Source organism: Mesorhizobium sp. C399B (assembly GCF_030323185.1).
GTDB lineage: Bacteria > Pseudomonadota > Alphaproteobacteria > Rhizobiales > Rhizobiaceae > Mesorhizobium.
In genome coordinates this window covers 2,721,638-2,741,011 of record NZ_CP100472.1, presented here as the reverse complement: position 1 = coordinate 2,741,011, position 19,374 = coordinate 2,721,638, and the positions used below count along the sequence as shown (strand labels likewise).

19 protein-coding genes and 1 riboswitch are annotated in these 19,374 nt (G+C 63.6%); of the genes, 9 read left to right on the top strand and 10 right to left on the bottom strand.

Features of this window, described 5'->3' with window-relative positions:
• Positions 1–11: 11 nt before the first annotated feature.
• Positions 12–476 (bottom strand): DUF2231 domain-containing protein, encoded by a 465-nt coding sequence (locus NLY36_RS13060; protein ID WP_023726193.1) that lies wholly within the window; start codon positions 474–476, stop codon positions 12–14.
• 105 nt (positions 477–581) lie between these two features.
• Positions 582–1,487, bottom strand: coding sequence for a DMT family transporter (locus tag NLY36_RS13055; RefSeq protein ID WP_023736879.1), 906 nt, complete (start codon positions 1,485–1,487; stop codon positions 582–584).
• Between the two features lie 209 nt (positions 1,488–1,696).
• Between NLY36_RS13055 and NLY36_RS13050 the strand changes: the two genes are divergently transcribed.
• Entirely contained in the window at positions 1,697–2,995 is a 1,299-nt protein-coding gene (locus NLY36_RS13050; protein ID WP_023684197.1) for an adenylosuccinate synthase, read from the top strand.
• Between the two features lie 76 nt (positions 2,996–3,071).
• Entirely contained in the window at positions 3,072–4,712 is a 1,641-nt protein-coding gene (locus NLY36_RS13045; RefSeq protein WP_027050813.1) for a hypothetical protein, read from the top strand.
• A 26-nt stretch (positions 4,713–4,738) separates the two neighbouring features.
• Here NLY36_RS13045 and NLY36_RS13040 read toward each other — a convergent pair whose 3' ends face one another.
• From NLY36_RS13040 to NLY36_RS13025, 4 genes are read right to left on the bottom strand one after another with little or no spacing between them, the layout of a single operon-like run.
• Positions 4,739–5,038 (bottom strand): CcdB family protein, encoded by a 300-nt coding sequence (locus NLY36_RS13040; RefSeq protein ID WP_023673676.1) that lies wholly within the window; start codon positions 5,036–5,038, stop codon positions 4,739–4,741.
• On the bottom strand, positions 5,038–5,280 hold the full coding sequence (locus NLY36_RS13035; RefSeq protein ID WP_023693600.1) for a type II toxin-antitoxin system CcdA family antitoxin: 243 nt from the start codon (positions 5,278–5,280) through the stop codon (positions 5,038–5,040). The genes NLY36_RS13040 and NLY36_RS13035 overlap by 1 nt, the downstream gene beginning before the upstream one ends.
• Positions 5,281–5,335: 55 nt before the next feature.
• Positions 5,336–7,156 (bottom strand): ABC-F family ATP-binding cassette domain-containing protein, encoded by a 1,821-nt coding sequence (locus NLY36_RS13030; protein ID WP_023737032.1) that lies wholly within the window; start codon positions 7,154–7,156, stop codon positions 5,336–5,338.
• 1 nt (position 7,157) lies between these two features.
• On the bottom strand, positions 7,158–7,817 hold the full coding sequence (locus tag NLY36_RS13025; protein WP_023737031.1) for a thiamine diphosphokinase: 660 nt from the start codon (positions 7,815–7,817) through the stop codon (positions 7,158–7,160).
• Positions 7,818–7,978: 161 nt separating this feature from the next.
• Positions 7,979–8,093: riboswitch (TPP riboswitch) on the top strand.
• 43 nt (positions 8,094–8,136) lie between these two features.
• On the opposite strand from NLY36_RS13025, the gene thiB reads away from it, so the two are divergent.
• The 4 genes from thiB to NLY36_RS13005 all read left to right on the top strand — a co-directional run bounded on the left by thiB (position 8,137) and on the right by NLY36_RS13005 (position 13,461).
• Positions 8,137–9,144 carry a thiamine ABC transporter substrate binding subunit gene (gene thiB, locus NLY36_RS13020; RefSeq protein WP_023754101.1) on the top strand — a complete coding sequence of 336 codons (1,008 nt, stop codon included), beginning with the start codon at positions 8,137–8,139 and terminating at the stop codon, positions 9,142–9,144.
• Between the two features lie 220 nt (positions 9,145–9,364).
• Positions 9,365–10,963, top strand: a complete 1,599-nt coding sequence (thiP, locus tag NLY36_RS13015; protein WP_023737029.1) for a thiamine/thiamine pyrophosphate ABC transporter permease — start codon at positions 9,365–9,367, stop codon at positions 10,961–10,963.
• The gene (gene thiQ, locus NLY36_RS13010; protein ID WP_023737028.1) at positions 10,960–11,724 is read left to right on the top strand and encodes a thiamine ABC transporter ATP-binding protein; all 765 of its coding nucleotides are present in this window, start codon (positions 10,960–10,962) and stop codon (positions 11,722–11,724) included. Before thiP ends, thiQ begins: the two co-directional genes overlap by 4 nt.
• A gap of 330 nt (positions 11,725–12,054) precedes the next feature.
• Positions 12,055–13,461, top strand: a complete 1,407-nt coding sequence (locus NLY36_RS13005; protein WP_245260137.1) for a M48 family metalloprotease — start codon at positions 12,055–12,057, stop codon at positions 13,459–13,461.
• An 82-nt stretch (positions 13,462–13,543) separates the two neighbouring features.
• On the opposite strand, the gene NLY36_RS13000 is transcribed toward NLY36_RS13005, so the two are convergent.
• Positions 13,544–14,401, bottom strand: a complete 858-nt coding sequence (locus NLY36_RS13000; protein WP_023731851.1) for an RNA polymerase factor sigma-32 — start codon at positions 14,399–14,401, stop codon at positions 13,544–13,546.
• A 397-nt stretch (positions 14,402–14,798) separates the two neighbouring features.
• Here NLY36_RS13000 and NLY36_RS12995 point away from each other — a divergent pair, with 397 nt between their 5' ends.
• From NLY36_RS12995 to NLY36_RS12985, 3 genes are all read left to right on the top strand, one after another.
• A complete protein-coding gene (locus tag NLY36_RS12995; RefSeq protein WP_023737027.1) occupies positions 14,799–15,572 on the top strand; it encodes an amino acid ABC transporter substrate-binding protein in 774 nt (257 codons plus the stop codon).
• A gap of 137 nt (positions 15,573–15,709) precedes the next feature.
• Positions 15,710–16,390: an amino acid ABC transporter permease gene (locus NLY36_RS12990; RefSeq protein WP_023713270.1), complete on the top strand. Its 681-nt coding sequence runs from the start codon at positions 15,710–15,712 to the stop codon at positions 16,388–16,390.
• Entirely contained in the window at positions 16,387–17,154 is a 768-nt protein-coding gene (locus NLY36_RS12985; RefSeq protein ID WP_023685808.1) for an amino acid ABC transporter ATP-binding protein, read from the top strand. The genes NLY36_RS12990 and NLY36_RS12985 overlap by 4 nt, the downstream gene beginning before the upstream one ends.
• A gap of 195 nt (positions 17,155–17,349) precedes the next feature.
• Here NLY36_RS12985 and NLY36_RS12980 read toward each other — a convergent pair whose 3' ends face one another.
• The 3 genes from NLY36_RS12980 to NLY36_RS12970 all read right to left on the bottom strand — a co-directional run bounded on the left by NLY36_RS12980 (position 17,350) and on the right by NLY36_RS12970 (position 19,336).
• Positions 17,350–17,931, bottom strand: coding sequence for a CarD family transcriptional regulator (locus NLY36_RS12980; RefSeq protein ID WP_023673664.1), 582 nt, complete (start codon positions 17,929–17,931; stop codon positions 17,350–17,352).
• Between the two features lie 426 nt (positions 17,932–18,357).
• Positions 18,358–18,696, bottom strand: a complete 339-nt coding sequence (gene fdxA / locus NLY36_RS12975) for a ferredoxin FdxA (RefSeq protein ID WP_013529180.1) — start codon at positions 18,694–18,696, stop codon at positions 18,358–18,360.
• A 253-nt stretch (positions 18,697–18,949) separates the two neighbouring features.
• Positions 18,950–19,336, bottom strand: coding sequence for an RNA-binding S4 domain-containing protein (locus tag NLY36_RS12970; protein ID WP_023699303.1), 387 nt, complete (start codon positions 19,334–19,336; stop codon positions 18,950–18,952).
• Between the last annotated feature and the right edge of the window lie 38 nt (positions 19,337–19,374).

The window sequence follows — 19,374 nt, the reverse complement described above, 5'->3', positions numbered from 1 at the left end:
CAGAGGCCGGTTCAGGTCAATTCGTCTGAGCCGTCGGAGACGCCCACGCGATGCCGATAGACCAGTTCCCAGCCCTTCCACCCTGTAAACAGCAGGATCAGAACCACGATCAGCGATAAGATAAAGCCGGTCGGGATCACAGCCGCCGCTCCACCGGCATAACGCGAGTACCAGTTATAAAGCTCGATCAGCACGACGAGCACGTTGCCGCCGGCATGGAGCCATGCCGTCGTGAGATTGCGGATCTGAACATCGCCGAGAACATCCGTCAGGCCGGTAAGAGCGGCCAAGGCGCCCATGATCAGGCCGGCGCCGAGAAGCCAAAGCGATCCGGTGACCCACCCGGGATCGGCTGTTTGCCAGAAAATCAGATCGCAAACGAAGGTGCCGACAAAGAAGGCGATCGGAAACGGAATCAGCATTGGGTGAATGGGGTGACCGGCAATGCTTGCCGTGCTGCGAGGGTTATGGCTCATCTTGTTGCCTCCCACGCAAGCAAACTCCGCCAGAGGTAAAATGTTCCAGGTCGGCGCGCGGCAGCAGTTATCGCGACGGCGGCGCAGCGCGGCAGCAGCCAAATGTTATCCGCGGCGGTTCGGTGCCGCCATCTTGCGCCCGCTGTATTCGGCGAGCGAAATGCCGCCCAGCACCAGGACGAGCGCCAGCGCCTGGTAGAGCTGGAATGTCTCGCCGACGATCAGCACTGACAGCAGCGTGCCGAAGATCGGCACCAGATTGATGAACAGCCCGGCACGGTTGGCGCCGATCAGTTCGTTGCCCCTGATGTAAGTGATCTGCGAAATGACCGAAGCGCCGATCGCGGTATAGACGATGACCACCCAGCCGCTGATATCGGGGACGATAACCTTGCCGGCGGCGACCTCCCACAGGAAGAACGGCAGCGAGGTGATGAGGGCAGCGATCGCCAGGGACAACATCAGGCTCTGCCAGCGCATCACCGGCTTCAGCCGCAGCCCGACCGAATAACCGCTGTAGAGGACGACCGCGACCAGCATGATGGCGTCGCCGAAATTGAGTTCCAATGGGAGCAGCCGGCGCGGATCGCCGTGGCAGGCAGTCAAGATGACACCGAAGATGGTCAGCACCACGCCCGCAATCTGCGTCCAGCTCACGCGCAGGCGGAAGAAGAAGAAATTGGCAATGATGATCAAGACCGGCATTGCCGCCTGTTCGATCGAGACATTGATCGCGGTCGTGTAGTTGAGCGCGGTGTAAAAAATGGTGTTGAACAGAGTGAAGCCGCTGGCGCCAAGTGCAGCCAGCACGAACCAGTGTTTGCGCACCACCTGCCAGTCCTCCCTGATCGTGCGCCAGCCGATCGGCAGCAGGATCGCGACGGCCAGCACCCAGCGCAGGAAGACCAGCGTCATCGGCGAGACGTGATCGACCGCCAGCTTGCCGGCGACGGAATTGCCGCCCCACAGCAGGGTGGTCAGCAGCAGGAACAGGTAGGCGCGTCGATGCATTGCGGGATTCCGGCCGCCTGGGAAGTTGTGTTTGCCGGCCTATTGCCCCCGCCGACGCAAGTAAATGATGTCAAAGCCGAAAATTGTTGTGCCTCAGGGCATTTTCGGCGGCAAAGAAAGGTCGCGCTTGCGAGGTCTTGACGCTATAGAGGCCTGTCGTTTCGAACCATATCCAGGCCGCCAGGGCGGCATCTCAAGGGAAAAGAAACATGGCCAATGTGGTGGTCGTCGGCTCGCAATGGGGCGACGAAGGCAAGGGCAAGATCGTCGACTGGTTGTCGGAGCGCGCCGACGTGGTCGTGCGCTTCCAGGGCGGCCACAATGCCGGCCATACGCTGGTCGTCGACGGCAAGGTCTACAAACTGTCGCTGCTGCCGTCGGGCGTGGTGCGGCAAGGCAAGCTGTCGATCATCGGCAATGGCGTCGTCTTCGACCCGCACGCCTTCGTCGCGGAAGTGGCAAAACTCAAGGCGCAAGGCGTCGAGGTCACGCCGGACCGCCTGAAAATAGCCGAAAACACGGCGCTTATCCTGTCGCTGCACCGGGAGCTGGACGGATTCCGCGAGGACGCCGCCTCCAATTCCGGGACGAAAATTGGCACGACGCGTCGTGGCATCGGCCCAGCCTATGAAGACAAGGTGGGCCGGCGCGCGGTTCGGGTGATGGATCTGGCGGATTTGGAAACGCTGCCTCTCAAGGTCGACAGGCTGCTGACGCATCACAATGCGCTGCGTCGCGGGCTTGGCCATGGCGAAGTCACGCATGAGGCGATCATGACCGAGCTGACCTCGGTCGCCGATGAGATCCTGCCCTATATGGACCGCGTCTGGAAAATCCTCGACGACAAGCGCCGCGCCGGCGAACGCATCCTGTTCGAGGGCGCGCAAGGCACGCTGCTCGACATCGACCACGGCACCTATCCGTTCGTCACCTCGTCCAACACCGTTGCCGGCCAGGCAGCCGCCGGCTCGGGGGTGGGCCCCGGCGCCATCGGCTATGTCCTGGGCATCACCAAGGCCTATACGACGCGTGTCGGCGAAGGCCCGTTCCCGACCGAGCAGAAGAACGAGATCGGCGAATTTCTCGGTACGCGTGGCCACGAATTCGGCGTCGTCACCGGGCGCAAACGCCGTTGCGGCTGGTTCGACGCCGTGCTGGTGCGCCAGGCCGTCGCCGTCAACGGTATCAAGGGCATCGCCCTGACCAAACTCGACGTGCTCGACGGGCTGGATGAGATCAAGGTCTGCACCGGCTACCGTCTCGACGGCGAAACGATCGACTATCTGCCGGCCAGCCAGGGCGCGCAGGCGCGTGTCGAGCCGGTCTACGAGACGCTCGAAGGCTGGAAAGGCACCACAGCCGGCGCGCGCAGCTGGAACGACCTTCCGGCGCAGGCCGTCAAATATGTCCGTTACATCGAGGAGCTGATCGGGGCACCCGTCGCGCTCCTTTCCACCAGCCCGGAACGGGACGACACGATACTTGTGACCGATCCGTTTCAAGACTAGTTTTCTGAAGCCTTTCCGGGCATCGCGGCCGATTTGCGGGGGCCGGCGCGGAAACAAAATACAGGTCGACTGAAGCATGGCAGATTTCGTTGCTATTCTGAAAAAGGCGCTCGACAAGCACGGCGACGAAACGCCCGAAAAGCGTACGCGGATCTATGACAGCGTTCGTACCATGCTGGCAAAGAAGCTTGCGGAGTATTCGCCGCCGCTGGCCGCCGAAGCCATAAGCACGCAGAAGCGATCCCTGGAAGATGCCATCTCGAGCGTCGAGCGCGACTATGCCAGGGCGGTGCCGGCATCCGATCCGCTGGCGGAGCTGGAGCACATCTTCTCCTCCATCGACCGCAACAAGAACCAGTCCAGTCATGTAAAGCCTTCCGCCACGCCTGCGCCGGCCTGGCAGCCGGCGAAACCCGTGCAGCCGGCGCCGACCGCCAGGACAGAGCCGAGCTGGCAGAGGCCCGCGCCGACACCGCCGTCGCCTGCGGCGCGTGCAGAAACCATCGACAAGCAAGCCGTGGAGCTGGACGCCGACGACGACAGCGCCGATGTGTTCGCCAATGACGAGCAGCCGGTCGCGGACACGTTCCAGCGCCTGCGCCCAGCCGAGCGCAGGCGCAGCTATGGCGGGTTGATCGCGGCTGTCGTCGCGCTTCTGGTGGTCGCCGGCGGCGGCTATGGCATCTGGCTGAACAAGGATGCCTTTGGCTCGATGCTGGGCCTCGGCGGCGACACCAAGACGGTCTCGACCGAACCGCTGGTAAAGCCGGCGCCGGCCAAGCCCGCGGCCGATGCACCGGCACCGGCCGCTGCCGGCGAGGGAACGAAGTTCACCCAGCGCCTGTCGCCCGAAGGCGGTGAAACCGACCCCGGTCCCGCGGCCGGTCAAAGCGGCATCGGCGAGGGCGAGTCCGTCGCCGCGCTGACCACACCGCCCCCCCCGGCTCCAGCGCCACCTGCGGCTCCAGCGCCTGCGACCCCGCCGGCCGGCGACGCCGCAGCCACGGGCGCGCCCGCCACGCCGGCGCCCGACGCTTCCGCCACGCCACCGGCAACGCCGCCCGCCGATGGCGTCGCACCGCCGGCCAATGGGGCAGCACCGGCTGATGCCGCCGCCACGCCGCCCGCTGCGCCGGCGGCCGCCGCTCCCGCGCCGACCGTTGCGGTCGGCCAGAAGGCGATCTTCTACGAGGAACGCACCTCGACCGCGCAAGGTTCGGCCGAACCCGGCAGCATCGTCTGGTCGCTGGTGCAGGAATCGCCCGGCGGCGACCTGCCGCCCGAGCCGGCGATCCGCGCCGAGGCGACCATTCCCGGCAAGGACATCCAGCTGCGCATGACCATCCGCCGCAATACCGACCAGACGCTGCCGGCCAGCCACATCATCGAGATGATCTTCCTGACGCCCGAGGGCTTTGACGGCGGTGGCGTCGACAACATCCTGCGCGTCGCCATGAAGAGTTCGGAACAGGATGCCGGCAGCCCGCTGATCGGCATTCCGGCCAAGATCGCCGACGGCTTCTTCCTGGTGGCGCTCAACGACACCAAGGCCGACGAGGACGCCAATATGACCTTGCTTCGAGGCCAGGACTGGATCGACGTGCCGGTGGTCTACAAGACCGGACGCCGGGCGCTGCTGACCATGGAAAAGGGCATTCCGGGCGAGAAGGTGTTCGACGAGGCGCTGAAGGCCTGGCAGGCCAAGACGGCAGGTTGACGGGCGGCAGTAGCGGCTGCCTTCGCTCAGAAGCCCTGGAACAGCATGTCGAGGGCGGCGACGATGTCGTCGTGATGTCTAGAAAGGTTTCCCTCTGGCATCCGCAATTCGGACGCGCTGAAGGCCGACACAAACTGTGTGACCATCACAAGATCTTTGCCGTTTATAGCGAAGGTCGGGTTCAGGCGGCGGCCAGGAAGCGGGGCAATCTCGGGCGGCATCAAAGGAACGACCACCCTCGTGCTCAGCCCTTCAAGCATATCTGACTGCACGTCGAGAAGATAACCGTCGCTCTCGGTACTCCGATAGAAATCGTAACGCGCCATCAGAACGGCCGGTGTTTAGCCAATGGCAGTCCGTTCTTTCGGACATATTCGTTGGAGCTTTCGATGGCTTCCCTGTTTTCTTCTTGCCATCGACGCGTTTTCTCCGCCGCAATCGCTTTCGCGATCCCTGCTTCGGCAGCGCGGGAGATGTTGATGCCCAACGCTTTGGCGTCCTTGATCAACTGAGAGTCAATGGACGTGTTGACAGAGGTCCGCTGAGTTTTTGGCGTCGATTGAAGCACGGAGATGCCTCCTTTCATGCGCACAATATACGCGCATAAAAGACCGCAGGCAATGCTACCCCTCCATCTCCTCACGCAGCATTTCCAGTTCCAGCCACTCTTCCTCGAGTGCGGCCAGCGTGGCGCGTTCCTTGTCGAGGGCGGCGATGGTCTTTTGGAACGAGGCCGGGTCGCGCTCGTAATAGGCGGGATCGGCGATGTTGTTTTCCAAACGCGAGATCGAGGCCATTACCGCCTCGATCTTCTTGGGCAGCGATTCCAGGGCGAATTTCTGCTTGAACGACAGTTTCTTCGACGGCCCTTTTGGCGCTGCCGGCTCGCTCTTGCCCGGCGCCGGCGCATCGCTGGCTTCGGCCTTGGCGCGCGCCTTGCGGTCGTCGAGCCGGGTGCCGCCGCGCTGCGCCAGCATGTCGGAATAGCCACCGGCATATTCGATCCAGCGGCCGCCTCCGTCCGGGGCGATGATGCTGGTGACGGTGCGGTCGAGGAAGTCGCGGTCGTGGCTGACCAGGATGACCGTGCCGGCAAAGCCGGCGACAAGTTCCTGCAACAGTTCCAGCGTCTCCATGTCGAGATCGTTGGTCGGCTCGTCGAGCACCAGAAGGTTGGCCGGCCGCGCCAGAACACGCGCCAGGAGCAGCCGCGCCCGTTCGCCGCCGGACAGCTCGCGCACCGGGGTGCGCGCCTGTTCCGGCTTGAACAGGAAATCCTTCATGTAGGACACGACATGGCGCTGCTCGCCATTGATGACGAGGTTTTCGCCGCGCCCGTCCGTGAGATACTGCGCCAGGGTCTCGGCCGGATCGACCGCCTCGCGCTTCTGGTCGAGCGTGGCGATTTCCAGATTGGTGCCGAGCCGCACCGAGCCGGCATCGGGCTTCATCTCGCCGGTGAGCATCTTCAACAGCGTCGTCTTGCCGGCGCCGTTCGGCCCGACAAGGCCGACGCGATCGCCGCGCTGGATGCGGGTCGAGAAGCCCTTGACCACGGTCAGGTCGCCAAAACTCTTCTCGATGTTCTTGGCCTCGATCACCAGCTTGCCGGATTCGGCGGCGTCGCTGGCCACCATGGTCGCCGAGCCCTCGGCGCCGCGATGGCCGCGAAAACGCTGGCGCATGGTCTGCAGTTCGCCCAGGCGGCGCATGTTGCGTTTGCGGCGAGCCGTCACGCCATAGCGCAGCCAATGCTCCTCGCGCACGATCTGGCGGCCGAGCTTGTGCTGTTCGCGCTCTTCCTCTTCCAGCACAAGGTCGCGCCATTCCTCGAAATGGCCAAAGCCCTTGTCGAGGCGGCGGGTCTGGCCACGGTCGAGCCAGACAGTGGCGCGCGAGACGCGTTCGAGGAAGCGACGGTCGTGCGAGATGACGATCAGCGCCGAAGACGTCCGGACAAGCTCTTCTTCCAGCCATTCGATGACCGACAAATCGAGATGGTTCGTCGGCTCATCAAGCAGCAGAATATCGGGTTCGGGCGCCATGACGCGGGCAAGTGCTGCGCGGCGCGCCTCGCCGCCGGAGAGATCGTTGGGGTTCTCCGTGCCGGCGAGGCCGAGATGCTCCATCAGATATGTGGCGCGGTAGGGATCGTCGGCAGGCCCAAGCCCCGCCTCGACATAGGCGCGCACATTGGCAAAGCCGTCCATGTCGGGCATTTGCGGGAGATAGCGCACCGTTGACGAAGGCTGGCGGAAGACCTCGCCGTCTTGCGGCTCGATCAGACCAGCAGCAATCTTCAGGAGCGTCGACTTGCCGGAGCCGTTGCGGCCGACGAGCGCGATCTTGTCACCGGCGGACGCCGTCAGTTCGGCGCCATCGAGCAGCGGCGTGCCGCCAAAGGTCAGTCTTATGCCGTCGAGGTTGAGAAGGGGCGGGGCCATGTCAGCTTTCAGGCAAGGGGTAGGGGTGGGCGAGCAGCAGCGCGCGGCCATGGCCGAGCGCGATTTCGAGGCCGCCCCCGGTCGTGTTGGACTTGACCTCGTTCGAGATGGTCAGCGACGAGCCGAACAAGACCTCGACATGGTCGAGCGGCCACTTCGCGCCGGACACGGTGAGGCCCGAAAGATCGGAAAAGCCGAGCACCGAAAACAGCGTTCCGTCGGCATAGTCGAAGCCGGCCTTGCCATGCAGCAGAGGGGCGCCTTCCTGCGCTCCGCTGGTCAACAGCACTTTTGTGCCGGCCTCGGCCAGCCGCAGGCTGAGCGCCAGATGGAGGAAGGCGTGGTCGGCGCGCTTGCCGCCGAAAGCGCCGGCCAGCACCAGGCTGGTGGCGCCGCGTTCCAATGCCGCCGCGATCGCCAGTTCGCCATCGGTCTTGTCCTTTTCGGGAGGAAACACCTCCCGCGGCACGGCGGCGAGATCGGCAGGCAGGTCCGCCGGCACAGAATCGAAATCGCCGACCCACAGCTCCGGCATCAGGCCGATCAGGCGGGCATGACCGATGCCGGCGTCGGCGGCGATGACGCGCGTGCCCGCGACCTGGCGGTCGAGCCGCGGCGTGCGGACGAGATCGCCGCCAAGCAAGATGGTGAATGTGCTCATATCCGCTGGCCCTTACCAGCCCCGCCGACGAAACGGAAGGCCGAGCGGCACCGTCACTCTTTGTTGGAGCATGATCTTTTTCCGGAAACGGTTCCACTTTCCGGGATCATGCTCGGGCAAACTTCCGCTTGCGTGGCACCTTGGCCGGGCCTATGTGTCGAAACGCTCTAACGGGGTGCCGGACGCGATCTTCGCGGACCGGCTGAGAGGCAGTCTCGCCAACCCGCTGAACCTGATCCGGTTTGTACCGGCGGAGGGATTAGACGCTTCGGACAGCCCGACGCCTCAATTCCTTTCAACACGAATGAAGGAGGCGCCGATGCGCATTTTTTTGTCCCGTCTTGTCCCAGCGCTGGGGCTTGCTGTTTCGCTACTGGCAAGCCCTGCGTGCGCGCAGGAAAAACTCACGATCTATACCTATGAGAGTTTCACTGCCGACTGGGGTCCAGGCCCCCAGGTGAAGAAGGAATTCGAGGCCGAGTGTGGCTGCAGCGTCGACTTCGTCTCGGTCGCCGACGGCGTCGCACTTCTCAACCGCGTCAAGCTCGAAGGTGCCTCGACCAAGGCCGATATCGTGCTTGGTCTCGACACCAACCTCACCGCGGAAGCCAAGGCTTCCGGCCTGTTTGTCCCACATGGCGCGGTGGCTGAAAACAACGTGCCGGGCGGCTGGAGCGACGACACTTTCGTGCCCTACGATTATGGTTATTTCGCCGTCGTCTACGACACCGAAAAGCTGAAGAGCCCGCCGAAGAGCCTGAAGGAACTGGTCGAGGGCGATGCCGCCGACAAGATCGTCATCCAGGATCCGAGGACGTCGACGCCGGGCCTCGGCCTGCTGCTGTGGGTCAAGTCGGTCTATGGCGACAAGGCGCCGGAAGCCTGGGCGAAACTCAAGGGCAAAGTGCTGACGGTGACGCCGGGCTGGAGCGAGGCCTATGGCCTGTTCTCCAAGGGCGAGGCGCCGATGGTGCTTTCCTATACGACGTCGCCGGCCTACCACATGGTGGCCGAGAACACCGGGCGCTACCAGGCGGCCTCGTTCGAGGAAGGCGAGTATCTGCAGGTCGAGGTCGCCGGCATCACCACCACGGGCGCGAAGAACCCGCTGGCGGCGAAGTTCCTGGCCTTCATGACCGGGCCGAAATTCCAGGATGTCATTCCGGAGACCAACTGGATGTTCCCGGCCGGGAAAACCGACAAGCCGCTCAATCCGGCTTTTGATAGGCTGGTCAAGCCGGCGAAGACCTTGCTGTTCAGCCCGGAAGAGGTCGCGGCAAATCGCAAGGCCTGGGTGGATGAATGGCTGGCGGTGATGAGCAAGTAGATTTGGCTGTATAGTCAAAAGATGAGTGCTCTACGGCGCCCCCCTCTGTCCTGCCGGACATCTCCCCCACGAGGGGGGAGATTGGCCTTTACGTTGACTTTCGCCAATCTCCGAAGCTGCAGGAATGAGCGGAGCGCTAAAACCGCCAATCTCCCCCCTCGTGGGGGAGATGTCCGGCAGGACAGAGGGGGGCGCGAAGGAACGCGACGCCCGGTAAAGAGTGCAACGCTCTGACCCCCGCATCACGGCCGGCATTGTCGCGCTTGCGGCAATCGCGCTGCTGATCGGTGGCGCCTTCGCCGGCCTTATCCGCGAAGGCGCGCACGACCTTTCCGGCGCCGCGTCCGCCTTTGACCTCTATCTCCTGCGCGTTGTCCGCTTCACGCTCTGGCAGGCTGCGCTCTCGATGCTGCTTTCCGCCGTACCGGCGCTGTTCGTCGCCCGGGCGCTGTCGCGGCATCCGCGCTTCTTCGGACGCGGCTTCATCCTGCAGCTGTTTACTGTGCCCCTTGCCTTGCCGGCGATTGTCGCAGCGCTGGGCATACTGGCGCTCTATGGCCGCGCCGGTTATTTCGCCGCGATCGGTGGCCAGAGCTGGCCCGACATCTATGGGCTGCCGGGCATCCTCGTCGCCCACGTCTTCTTCAACCTGCCGCTGGCCACCCGGCTGTTCCTCGAAGCGCTGGGAACGGTGCCGGCCGATCAATGGCGGCTGGCGAGCCAGCTCGGCATGGGGGCGAGGCCAGCCTTCCGGCTGATCGAGTGGCCGGTGCTGCGCGCCGCGCTGCCGGGCGTCGCCGGGCTTGTCTTCATGCTTTGCATCACCTCCTTCACCATAGTGCTGATCCTCGGCGGCGGGCCGGCGGCGACGACGCTGGAAGTCGCCATCTATCAGGCGCTGCGTTTCGACTTCGATCCGGCGCGAGCGGTGACGCTGACGGTGCTGCAGATCGCGCTGACTTTTGCCGTCATGCTGGCGCTGACGCGGCTCGGCGCCAATGTGACCGGCGACGCCAATTTGCCTGTCGCGCCGCGCCGCTATCACTTGGCCGGCAAAGCAGAAACAGCGTTCAACGCCGTCCTGATCGTCCTCGCCTTGCTGTTCGTCGCCGGACCAATGGCGGCCACCGTCGCGTCCGGCCTCGGCGCCGATCTCGGCCGGCTGGCGGGCGAGAGTGCCGTGCGTCAGGCGACCCTGACCAGCGCCGGTCTCGCCCTCTCGGCGGCGCTACTTTCGGTGGCGCTGTCGCTGTCGCTGATCATGGCTCGGCGGGCACTGTCCCTGCGCCGCCGGTCCAGTGCCCGTTCATTGCTCGAACATGCCACCGACACCGGCGCCGGCTTCGTCCTCGTCGTGCCGCCCATTGTCATCGGCGCCGGCTGGTTTCTCCTGCTGCGCACGGTCAGCGATGTCTTTGCCATCGCGCCGGTCATGGTCGTCACCGTCAACGCGGTGATGGCGATGCCCTTTGCCATCCGCGCGATGCGCCCGGCCTATGATGCGGCCAGCGAGCGCCACGAAAAGCTGTGCGCGCAGCTTGGCATTGCGGGCTGGAACCGGCTGCTTCTGGTCGACTGGCCATCGCTCCGGCGGCCGCTGGCCACCGGCTTTGCCTTCGCCGTGGCGCTGTCGCTCGGCGATCTCGGCGTCATCGCGCTGTTCGGCAGCGATTCGGTGCAGACCTTGCCCTATCTCCTGCTGGCGCGCATGGGCAGCTATCGCACGGCCGATGCTGCCGGGCTGGCTTTGCTGCTCGGGGCGGTCTGCCTTGCATTGGTGGTCGCGGCAGACTGGCTGGGACGGGGAGAGAGATCGTGACGTCCGCTGTGGACAAAGGCACGACTGTCCGGCTGGACAAGGTCTCGTTCAGCTATGGCGAAACGTCATTCCTGTTCGATGTCGAATTCGATACATCTAAGATCACCGCCATCATGGGGGCAAGTGGTTCGGGCAAATCGACCTTGCTCAATCTGGTGGCTGGTTTCGAGACGCCGGAGTCCGGTCGTGTGCTGATCGGCGCCGCCGATGTCGGCGCCGAGCCGCCTTCGGCGCGGCCGGTATCGATGGTATTCCAGGAAAACAATCTGTTTGCTCATCTCTCGGTGGAGAAGAATGTCGGGCTCGGCCGCTCGCCATCGCTCAACCTGACCGACGCCGATCGCGCCGCAATCGCCGAGGCGCTTGACCGCGTCGGCCTGGCCGGCAAGGAAATGCGCCTGCCCCGCGAACTCTCCGGCGGCGAAAGGCAGCGCGTGGCGCTCGCCCGCGTTCTGGTGCGCGACCGGCCAGTGCTGCTGCTCGACGAGCCGTTCGCTTCGCTCGGGCCAGCACTGCGCGACGACATGCTCGACCTGGTGGCCGGCGTTCATGCCGAGCGGGCGATGACGGTGCTGTTCGTCACGCATCAGCCGGAAGACGCTCGCCGTATCGGCGAGCAGATGGTTTTTCTGGACAATGGCAGGGTTGCCGCGACGGGACCTGCCGCCGATTTTTTCGACGGCACTGGCCCTGAAGCGTTTCGGCGCTATATCGGCGCAAGTTCGGGCGGATCACGCGATATTGCCCGGAAGCGGACATAATTTACGACCAAACCGGCTACAGGTGATGTGGCGCTTGCTTGCCATGGTCCAGTCGATGTGGCTAGGTCCGCTTAGTACTGGTCCGGCACGAGCCGTGATTTGCCCCTACAGCGCCGCACCCGGCCGGATGCGTAAACGCTGTAGGTTTTTTGATGTGTGCAGGATTGCCAACGAAAACCGATTTTTCGCTGGCGCGGACCCCGGTCCAAATCATGCGCCGAGAGCTGAAGGAACGCCGTGCTGCCGACCGGCACTGACACTTTGAAACGCAGACCGCTGGTGCGCTTCCTCGCGCTGGCCGGCCTTGCCGTGGCGCTGGCCAGCTGCCAGATGTTCACGCCTCCCGAAGTGCAGGAATCCGGCTTCCAGCCTTCCGACAAGCCGATCACGGTCGACAATGTCGCCGCCAACAGCAAGCTTGCCGAACTGGCGAAGGCGCAACATCCGCGCATCCTTGCCACCTATGGCGGCGAATATTCCGATCCCAAGCTCGAGCGCATGGTGGCCAAGGTTGTCGGCAGCCTGACCGTGGTGTCGGCCAATCCGACCCAGACCTATCGCATCACCATCCTCAATTCGCCCAACGTCAACGCTTTCGCGCTGCCGGGCGGCTATCTCTACGTCACCCGCGGCCTGCTGGCGCTGGCCAATGATTCGGCTGAACTCGCCGCCGTCATCGCGCATGAGATGGGCCACGTCACCGCCAATCACGGCTTGCAGCGCCAGCAGCTCGAGGCCGAGGAAGGCCTGGCGACCAAGGTGGTCTCCGATGTGCTGGGCGACAGCCCGACCGCCAAGCAGGCATTGATCCGCGGCAAGCTGAGGCTGGCGCAGTTCTCGCGCAACCAGGAGCTGGAGGCAGACGCCATCGGCATCAAGTCGATCGGCGAGGCCGGTTACGATCCCTATGCCGCCGGGCGTTTCCTGCAGTCGATGTCGGCCTATACCGATTTCCGCTCGATCAGCGGCGCCACCGACGCCAGCCTCGACTTCCTGGCCACGCACCCCAACACGCCGCAGCGAATTGATCTGGCGCAGCGCCACGCCCGCCAGTTCGGCGCGCCGGGCATCGGCACCCGCGACCGCGATTCCTTCCTGGCCGGGATAGACGGCCTGCTCTATGGCGACACGCCGGAAGAGGGCTATGTGCGCGGCCAGACCTTCCTGCATCCGGGCCTCGGCGTATCGTTCACGGTGCCCGACGGCTTCATCATCGACAATTCGGCGGCGGCAGTGACGGCGACCGGTCCCGGCGACATGGCGATCCGCTTCGACGGTGTGTCGATCGACAAGGATCGTGCGCTGACCGACTACATCAGAAGCGGCTGGGTGGCCGGTCTCGACGAGACCAGTGTGCGCCAGGAGACGATCGACGGCAACCAGGCGGCGACCGCGCACGCCGGCGCCGATGGCTGGCAGTTCGACATTGCGGTGATCCGCGCCGGCGGTCAGGTCTACCGGCTTTTGACAGCGGCCCCCTCGGCCAGCACGACACTCGATCCGGTGGCACGCTCGGTCAGCGGTTCGTTCCGCGTGCTCAGCCCCGCCGAGAAAGCGGCACTGAAGCCGCTGCATATCCGCGTCGTCACGGTACAGGCCGGGCAGACGATGGGCACACTTTCGGCGCAGATGGTCGGCGTCGACCGCAAGCTCGATCTGTTCCGCGTGCTCAACGCGATGTCGCCGGGCGCCTCGGTTTCGGCCGGCGACAAGGTCAAGATCGTCACGGACAGATAGCGCCGGTCTTCGTCAGAAACCCCAGCCTTCGCATGCTTTTTTCTGAGATAACTCAGGGGCGGTACCCCTGTTCCTGGCAATCTCAGGCCGCCATGAACTCCGGATTCTGCTTCACCAGCGCGAGCTTGAGCTTTTCCATGGCGCGGGCCTCGATCTGGCGGACACGCTCCTTGGAAATGCCGAGCGTCTCGCCGAGCGCCTCAAGCGTCGCACCTTCGTCGGTCAGCCGGCGCTCCTCGATGATCCTGAGTTCGCGGGCATTGAGCGCGCGGAGCGCCGTCTTAAGCCACATCAGGCGCCGTTCAACGTCGATAGTGTCGCCGGCGACCTCGTCAGGCAATGGATCGTCCGAAATCAGGAAGTCCATCCGCTCGGTGGTGCCGGCTTCGTCGGCGAGCGGTGCGTTGAGCGAAGAGTCAGGTGCTGAAAGCCTGGAATCCATCTTCGCGACATCGGCCTCGGAGACGCCGAGCGCTACCGAGACTTCGCGGTAGAGCGTGGCGTTGGAGATCGGCTCGGCGCCGTTGGCAAGACGGGCGCGCAGGCGCCGCAGGTTGAAGAACAGCGCCTTTTGCGCCGAAGAGGTGCCGCCGCGAACGATCGACCAGTTGCGCAGGATATAGTCCTGCATCGAAGCGCGGATCCACCATGTCGCATAGGTCGAGAAGCGCACCTCGCGCTCCGGCTCGAAACGCGCGGCTGCTTCCAGCAGCCCGACATGGCCCTCCTGGACCAGATCTCCGAGCGGCAGGCCGTAATGTCGGAATTTCGAAGCCATGGAGATGACCAGCCGCATATGGGCGACGGTGATCTGATGCAGAGCCTGCTGATCCTGGTCCTCCTTCCAGCGCAAGGCGAGAACATGTTCCTCATCGCGCTCGAGGTAGGGGGCTTTCATTGCCGTGCGGACCATGGTCCGTCCTGCCGTGTCTTCGATCATGCCGCGCTCCTGCTCCCGGACATTTTCGGACGGCCTGGCGGCCGTTATCTCTGTTTGACGCAATTCCGAAGGAAACCGCTTTCCCACTTTCCTGGAATTGCTTCGGGCCTAGCGCAGCCAAGGGTTCTTGAAATGGAAACGCGGCGCCCTACAACAAGCCATGAACGTGCCACACCGGGGATTGGTTCCGCCGCCGATGGCGGTTGTTTTGTGCGATCCGACAGGGCGCATCGACACCGCAGATCGGGACTATTGGCACCGATCCGAGCTGCTTTGAGAATCTGATTTCTGGATCGTCGTTTTTTTGAAATCTGGTTCCTTATTTTGCTGCGCTGTATCTGTCAGTTTCCGGCTCTCACAAGCGCCGGACACCGGCCAAGGACGGGATCACACAGAAATGAAATGGCTCAATTCGCTCATCGTTGCCGGAACGCTTCAGGTTCTGGCTGTTACATCAGGCCATGCCGGCGCCAATCTTGACCAGATCAAGCAGGCCGGCACCCTCAAAGTCGGCACCGAAGGCACCTATGCGCCCTTCACCTATCATGATGCTTCCGGCGCGCTGGTCGGCTTCGACGTCGAGATCGCCAAGGCGATCGGCGACAAGCTCGGCGTCAAGGTCGAGTTCCTCGAAGGCAAATGGGACGGGCTGATCGCCGGCCTCGACGCCAACCGCTACGACGCCGTGATCAACGAGGTCGGCATCACCGACGCGCGCAAGGCCAAGTACGATTTCTCCGATCCTTACATCGCCTCCAAGGCCGTGCTGATCGTGCGCGGCGACAACACCGACATCAAGACCTTCGCCGACCTCAAGGGCAAGAAGTCGGCACAGTCGTTGACATCGAATTTCGGCAAGCTCGCCGAGACCAACGGCGCCGAACTCGTCGGCACCGACGGCTTCGACCAGTCGATCCAGCTGCTGCTCACCGGCCGCGCCGACGCCACCATCAATGACAGCCTGTCTTTCCTCGACTTCAAGAAGCACAAGCCGGACGCCAATGTGAAGATCGCCGCGCAGGAAGAGAACGCCGACTATTCCGGCGTCATCGTGCGCAAGGGTGATCCGGAGCTGGTCGCGGCGATCAATAAGGCGCTGGCCGACATCAAGGCCGACGGCACCTACAAGAGGACCGCCGATACCTATTTCGGCCAGGATGTCTCGCAGTAAAGACCATCTCCCGGCGGTTTGCCGGCAATGACCAATAGCGGCGGGCCGTCTTTGACGGCTCGCCGTTTTTCGCATGATATGAGAAGCACACAATCGCACTGCCGTCACCGCGGCGGTCTGTGAAGGAGGAGCCGTTCGTGCCGCACTGGCTACACCTGATGCTGGACTCGTTGCCGACACTGCTGTGGGCGGCGTTGATCTTCACCGTACCGCTGACATTGCTATCGTTCGCACTCGGCCTGTTCGTCGGCCTGGTTGTCGCCCTGGTGCGGCTGTTCGGTCCCAAGCCTCTGGTTGCCGTGGTCCGCTTCTATGTCTGGATCTTTCGCGGCACGCCGCTTCTGGTGCAGCTGTTCCTGATCTTTTACGGCCTGCCTTCGGTCGGCATATTGCTGGACGCTTTTCCGGCGGCGCTGATTGGCTTCACCCTCAACATAGGCGCCTACAGTTCGGAAATTATCCGCGCCGTGATCGGCTCGGTGCCGAAGGGCCAGTGGGAGGCGGCCTATTCGATCGGCATGACCTGGAGCCAGGCGATGCGGCGCACCGTCCTGCCGCAAGCCGGCCGCGTCGCCGTGCCGCCGCTGTCCAACACCTTCATCTCGCTGGTCAAGGATACGTCGCTGGCCGCCGCCATCACTGTGCCGGAGATGTTCCAGGCGGCGCAGCGCATCGTCGCCACCACCTATGAACCGCTGATCCTCTATGTCGAGGCGGCGATCCTTTATCTGGCGATGAGCTCGGTGCTTTCGGCCTTGCAGACGCGGCTGGAGGAGCGGCTCAACCGCTATGGCGGCTTCCTGGAGGCGCGCTCATGATCGGCCTCACCGACATCGAAAAGCGCTTCGGCGACAATCTGGTGCTGAAGGGCGTGACGGTCACCATTGCCGAAGGCAGCGTCACCGCGCTCGTCGGCCCCTCCGGCGGAGGCAAGAGCACACTGCTGCGCTGCATCAACCTGTTGGAGATCCCGACCTCGGGCATGGTGCGCATCGGCGACGAGACGCTGGAATTCCGTCCCGGCATCAAGATCCCCAGCCGCGACATCCAGCGCCTGCGGCTGCAGACCGGCATGGTGTTCCAGAACTTCCAGCTGTTCCCGCATCGCACCGCGATCGAGAACGTCATGGAAGGCTTGGTGACGGTGCTGAAATGGCCGACGGCAAAGGCGCGCGAGCGGGCACTGGCGCTGCTCGAGAAGGTCGGCATGGCGCACAAGGCGGACGATTGGCCGGCAACGCTGTCGGGCGGCCAGCAGCAGCGTGTGGCGATCGCCCGCGCCCTGGCGCCGTCGCCGAAAGTGCTGCTTTGCGACGAGCCGACCTCGGCGCTCGATCCGGAACTGGCGCAGGAAGTGGTCGACGTGCTGGGAAAACTCGCCAGCGAAGGCACGACCATGGTGATGGCCACGCACGACCTTCGCCTTGCCTCCAAGATTGCGCAGGAGGTGGTGTTCCTCGACGCCGGCGTCATCGTCGAGAAGGGGCCGTCCGCCGTGGTGTTCTCCAACCCGGAGCGTGAACGGACCAAGCGTTTTATTGCGACGCTGAAGCAGGAGGCGGAGAAGGAAGCCGGCGGCTGAGCCTTCTACGTTCCCCTTGTGAAGAGGTCGGACGGAAGGTCCGGGTGCGGTCTGGTGTCGTCCCCATCCTCGCTGCTTCGCAGCCACCTGCCTGGGCGAGCCACGGGTCCCGCCCGTCCTTGGAACCCCACAAGGGGGTAAAAACAAAAACCCGGCACAAGGCCGGGTTTTTCATGAATTCGACGGTGAAAGCGATCAGGCAGCTTCTTCCTGCTCGGCTTCCTCATTGTCGGCCTTGGCGCCGCGCTTCGGGCCCTTGTTGAGGTTGACCTCGATCAGGCGCACGGCTTCGGTTTCCGACATGCGGTTGACTGCCGCGATCTCGCGCGCCATGCGGTCGAGTGCCGCCTCATAGAGCTGACGCTCGGAATAGGACTGTTCCGGCTGGTTGTCGGCACGGTAGAGGTCGCGCACGACTTCCGAGATCGAGATCAGGTCGCCCGAATTGATCTTGGCATCATATTCCTGCGCACGGCGAGACCACATGGTGCGCTTGACGCGGGCGCGGCCCTGGACGACCTTCAGCGCGCGCTCGACATAATCCTCTTCCGACAGCTTGCGCATGCCGATGGAGGTCGCCTTGGCGACCGGAACCTTCAGGCGCATCTTGTCCTTCTGGAAGTCGATGACGAACAGTTCCAGCTTGTGGCCCGCAACTTCCTGCTCGTCGATCGAGACGATCTGGCCGACGCCGTGCGCCGGATAGACGATGTACTCGCCGGTCTTGAAACCGTGGCGTGCCGAGGTGGACTTCTTCTGCGGGGTGATCGTTGCCATTACGCCCTGAACTCCTTGTTGTGGCACCGGCGGCCTGCCGGTCCGAACGCATGCGACCGGGGACACCGATCGTTAGCCGCACAACAGATGAACCCATCGGAAAAAGCCGGGACCGGCAAACCGCATACATAGCGACTGCCTGGCCCAGATCGCTCTGGTCCGATTGGGGATTTCACCTTTCAGTGATTTGGGGCGCTTGCGCCATAAATCGACGTTGTGTCACCGGCATGTTTCAACTGGTGTAGCACAAAAAGTCGGAAGAATCAAGGTTTTGCTGCAAACGCGAAGGTCGAGCGACATCGCCGCCTGTCAAGGCAGTTAATGTATGATGCGCGTTACGCAGCGTTATGACGATCCAATAGGCCGCACTTTTTTGCTTTGCGCATCACCCTTTCCGAAATCGATTCCGATTCCAGGGTCATGCGCTCAATCGCCTTCGCCGGGCTCGGCGGAGAAATATTTCTCGAACTTGCCGGCCTCGCCGTCGAAGCTCTTGGCATCTGCCGGAGGCTCCTTCTTGGCGGTGATGTTGGGCCATTTCTCGGCGTATTCGGTGTTGACCTGCAGCCATTTGTCGAGGCCCGGCTCGGTGTCGGGCTTGATTGCATCGGCCGGGCATTCCGGTTCGCAGACGCCGCAGTCGATGCACTCGTCGGGATGTATGACAAGCATGTTCTCGCCCTCGTAAAAGCAGTCGACCGGACAGACCTCGATGCAGTCCATGTACTTGCATTTGATGCAGTTGTCGGTCACGACATAGGTCATTGGTCGGCTCCGGGACGTCCCGTTCTTGCTAGAGCGACGTGCGTCCACTTGGACGCACAAAGTACGCTCTAACACTTTGAATCTGCGCATCGTGCCTTCCGAAAAATCGATTTCCGATTTTCGCGCCGATGCGGCGGCTTTTTTGGTGAGGTAACGCCTTTGCCTGCCGCTTGCAAGGGCAGCCATTGCAGGCGGGGCCCGCGTGTCCGGAATGAAATTCCAGACCGCCGGCATGGCGCAGACGGCCAAGGCTTCAGTCTTCGCCGAACAGCCGGTCGGTTTGCCTGCGCTCTTTCTTGGTCGGCCGGCCGCTGCCGGCGTCGCGCAGCGCCGGAATGGCATCGGCAACAGCCTCGCCTTTTGGGACCGGCGGCGGGGACATGTCCTCGTAGAGCGTGCGCGCTTCCTCGGCCGGACCGCGCCGCACGCCGGTGCCAAGCACCTTCCAAATGAAAATACGGCGCTCGTGCGTAATGGTCAAAACGTCGCCAGGCTTGACCAGATCGGAGGCCTGCGCTGCTTTGTCGCTGTTGATGCGGACGCGTCCCGCGACAACCAGCTTGGCCGCCAGCGAGCGCGATTTTATCGCGCGCGAAAAGAACAGCCACTTGTCGATGCGCTGACGACCTTCAGCAACCATCGCAGCGAGTTATTTCTTGTTGGAGCATGATCTTGTCC

Coding starts and splice junctions, on each gene's coding strand:
- fdxA (WP_013529180.1), bottom strand. CDS start 18,696: ATGACCTATGTCGTGACCGACAACTGCATCAAATGCAAGTACATGGAC.
- NLY36_RS13060 (WP_023726193.1), bottom strand. CDS start 476: ATGAGCCATAACCCTCGCAGCACGGCAAGCATTGCCGGTCACCCCATT.
- NLY36_RS13005 (WP_245260137.1), top strand. CDS start 12,055: ATGTTCACGCCTCCCGAAGTGCAGGAATCCGGCTTCCAGCCTTCCGAC.
- NLY36_RS13055 (WP_023736879.1), bottom strand. CDS start 1,487: ATGCATCGACGCGCCTACCTGTTCCTGCTGCTGACCACCCTGCTGTGG.
- thiB (WP_023754101.1), top strand. CDS start 8,137: ATGCGCATTTTTTTGTCCCGTCTTGTCCCAGCGCTGGGGCTTGCTGTT.
- NLY36_RS12970 (WP_023699303.1), bottom strand. CDS start 19,336: ATGGTTGCTGAAGGTCGTCAGCGCATCGACAAGTGGCTGTTCTTTTCG.
- NLY36_RS13040 (WP_023673676.1), bottom strand. CDS start 5,038: ATGGCGCGTTACGATTTCTATCGGAGTACCGAGAGCGACGGTTATCTT.
- NLY36_RS12980 (WP_023673664.1), bottom strand. CDS start 17,931: ATGGCAACGATCACCCCGCAGAAGAAGTCCACCTCGGCACGCCACGGT.
- NLY36_RS13050 (WP_023684197.1), top strand. CDS start 1,697: ATGGCCAATGTGGTGGTCGTCGGCTCGCAATGGGGCGACGAAGGCAAG.
- NLY36_RS13045 (WP_027050813.1), top strand. CDS start 3,072: ATGGCAGATTTCGTTGCTATTCTGAAAAAGGCGCTCGACAAGCACGGC.
- NLY36_RS13000 (WP_023731851.1), bottom strand. CDS start 14,401: ATGATCGAAGACACGGCAGGACGGACCATGGTCCGCACGGCAATGAAA.
- NLY36_RS13030 (WP_023737032.1), bottom strand. CDS start 7,156: ATGGCCCCGCCCCTTCTCAACCTCGACGGCATAAGACTGACCTTTGGC.
- NLY36_RS12985 (WP_023685808.1), top strand. CDS start 16,387: ATGATCGGCCTCACCGACATCGAAAAGCGCTTCGGCGACAATCTGGTG.
- NLY36_RS12995 (WP_023737027.1), top strand. CDS start 14,799: ATGAAATGGCTCAATTCGCTCATCGTTGCCGGAACGCTTCAGGTTCTG.
- NLY36_RS13025 (WP_023737031.1), bottom strand. CDS start 7,817: ATGAGCACATTCACCATCTTGCTTGGCGGCGATCTCGTCCGCACGCCG.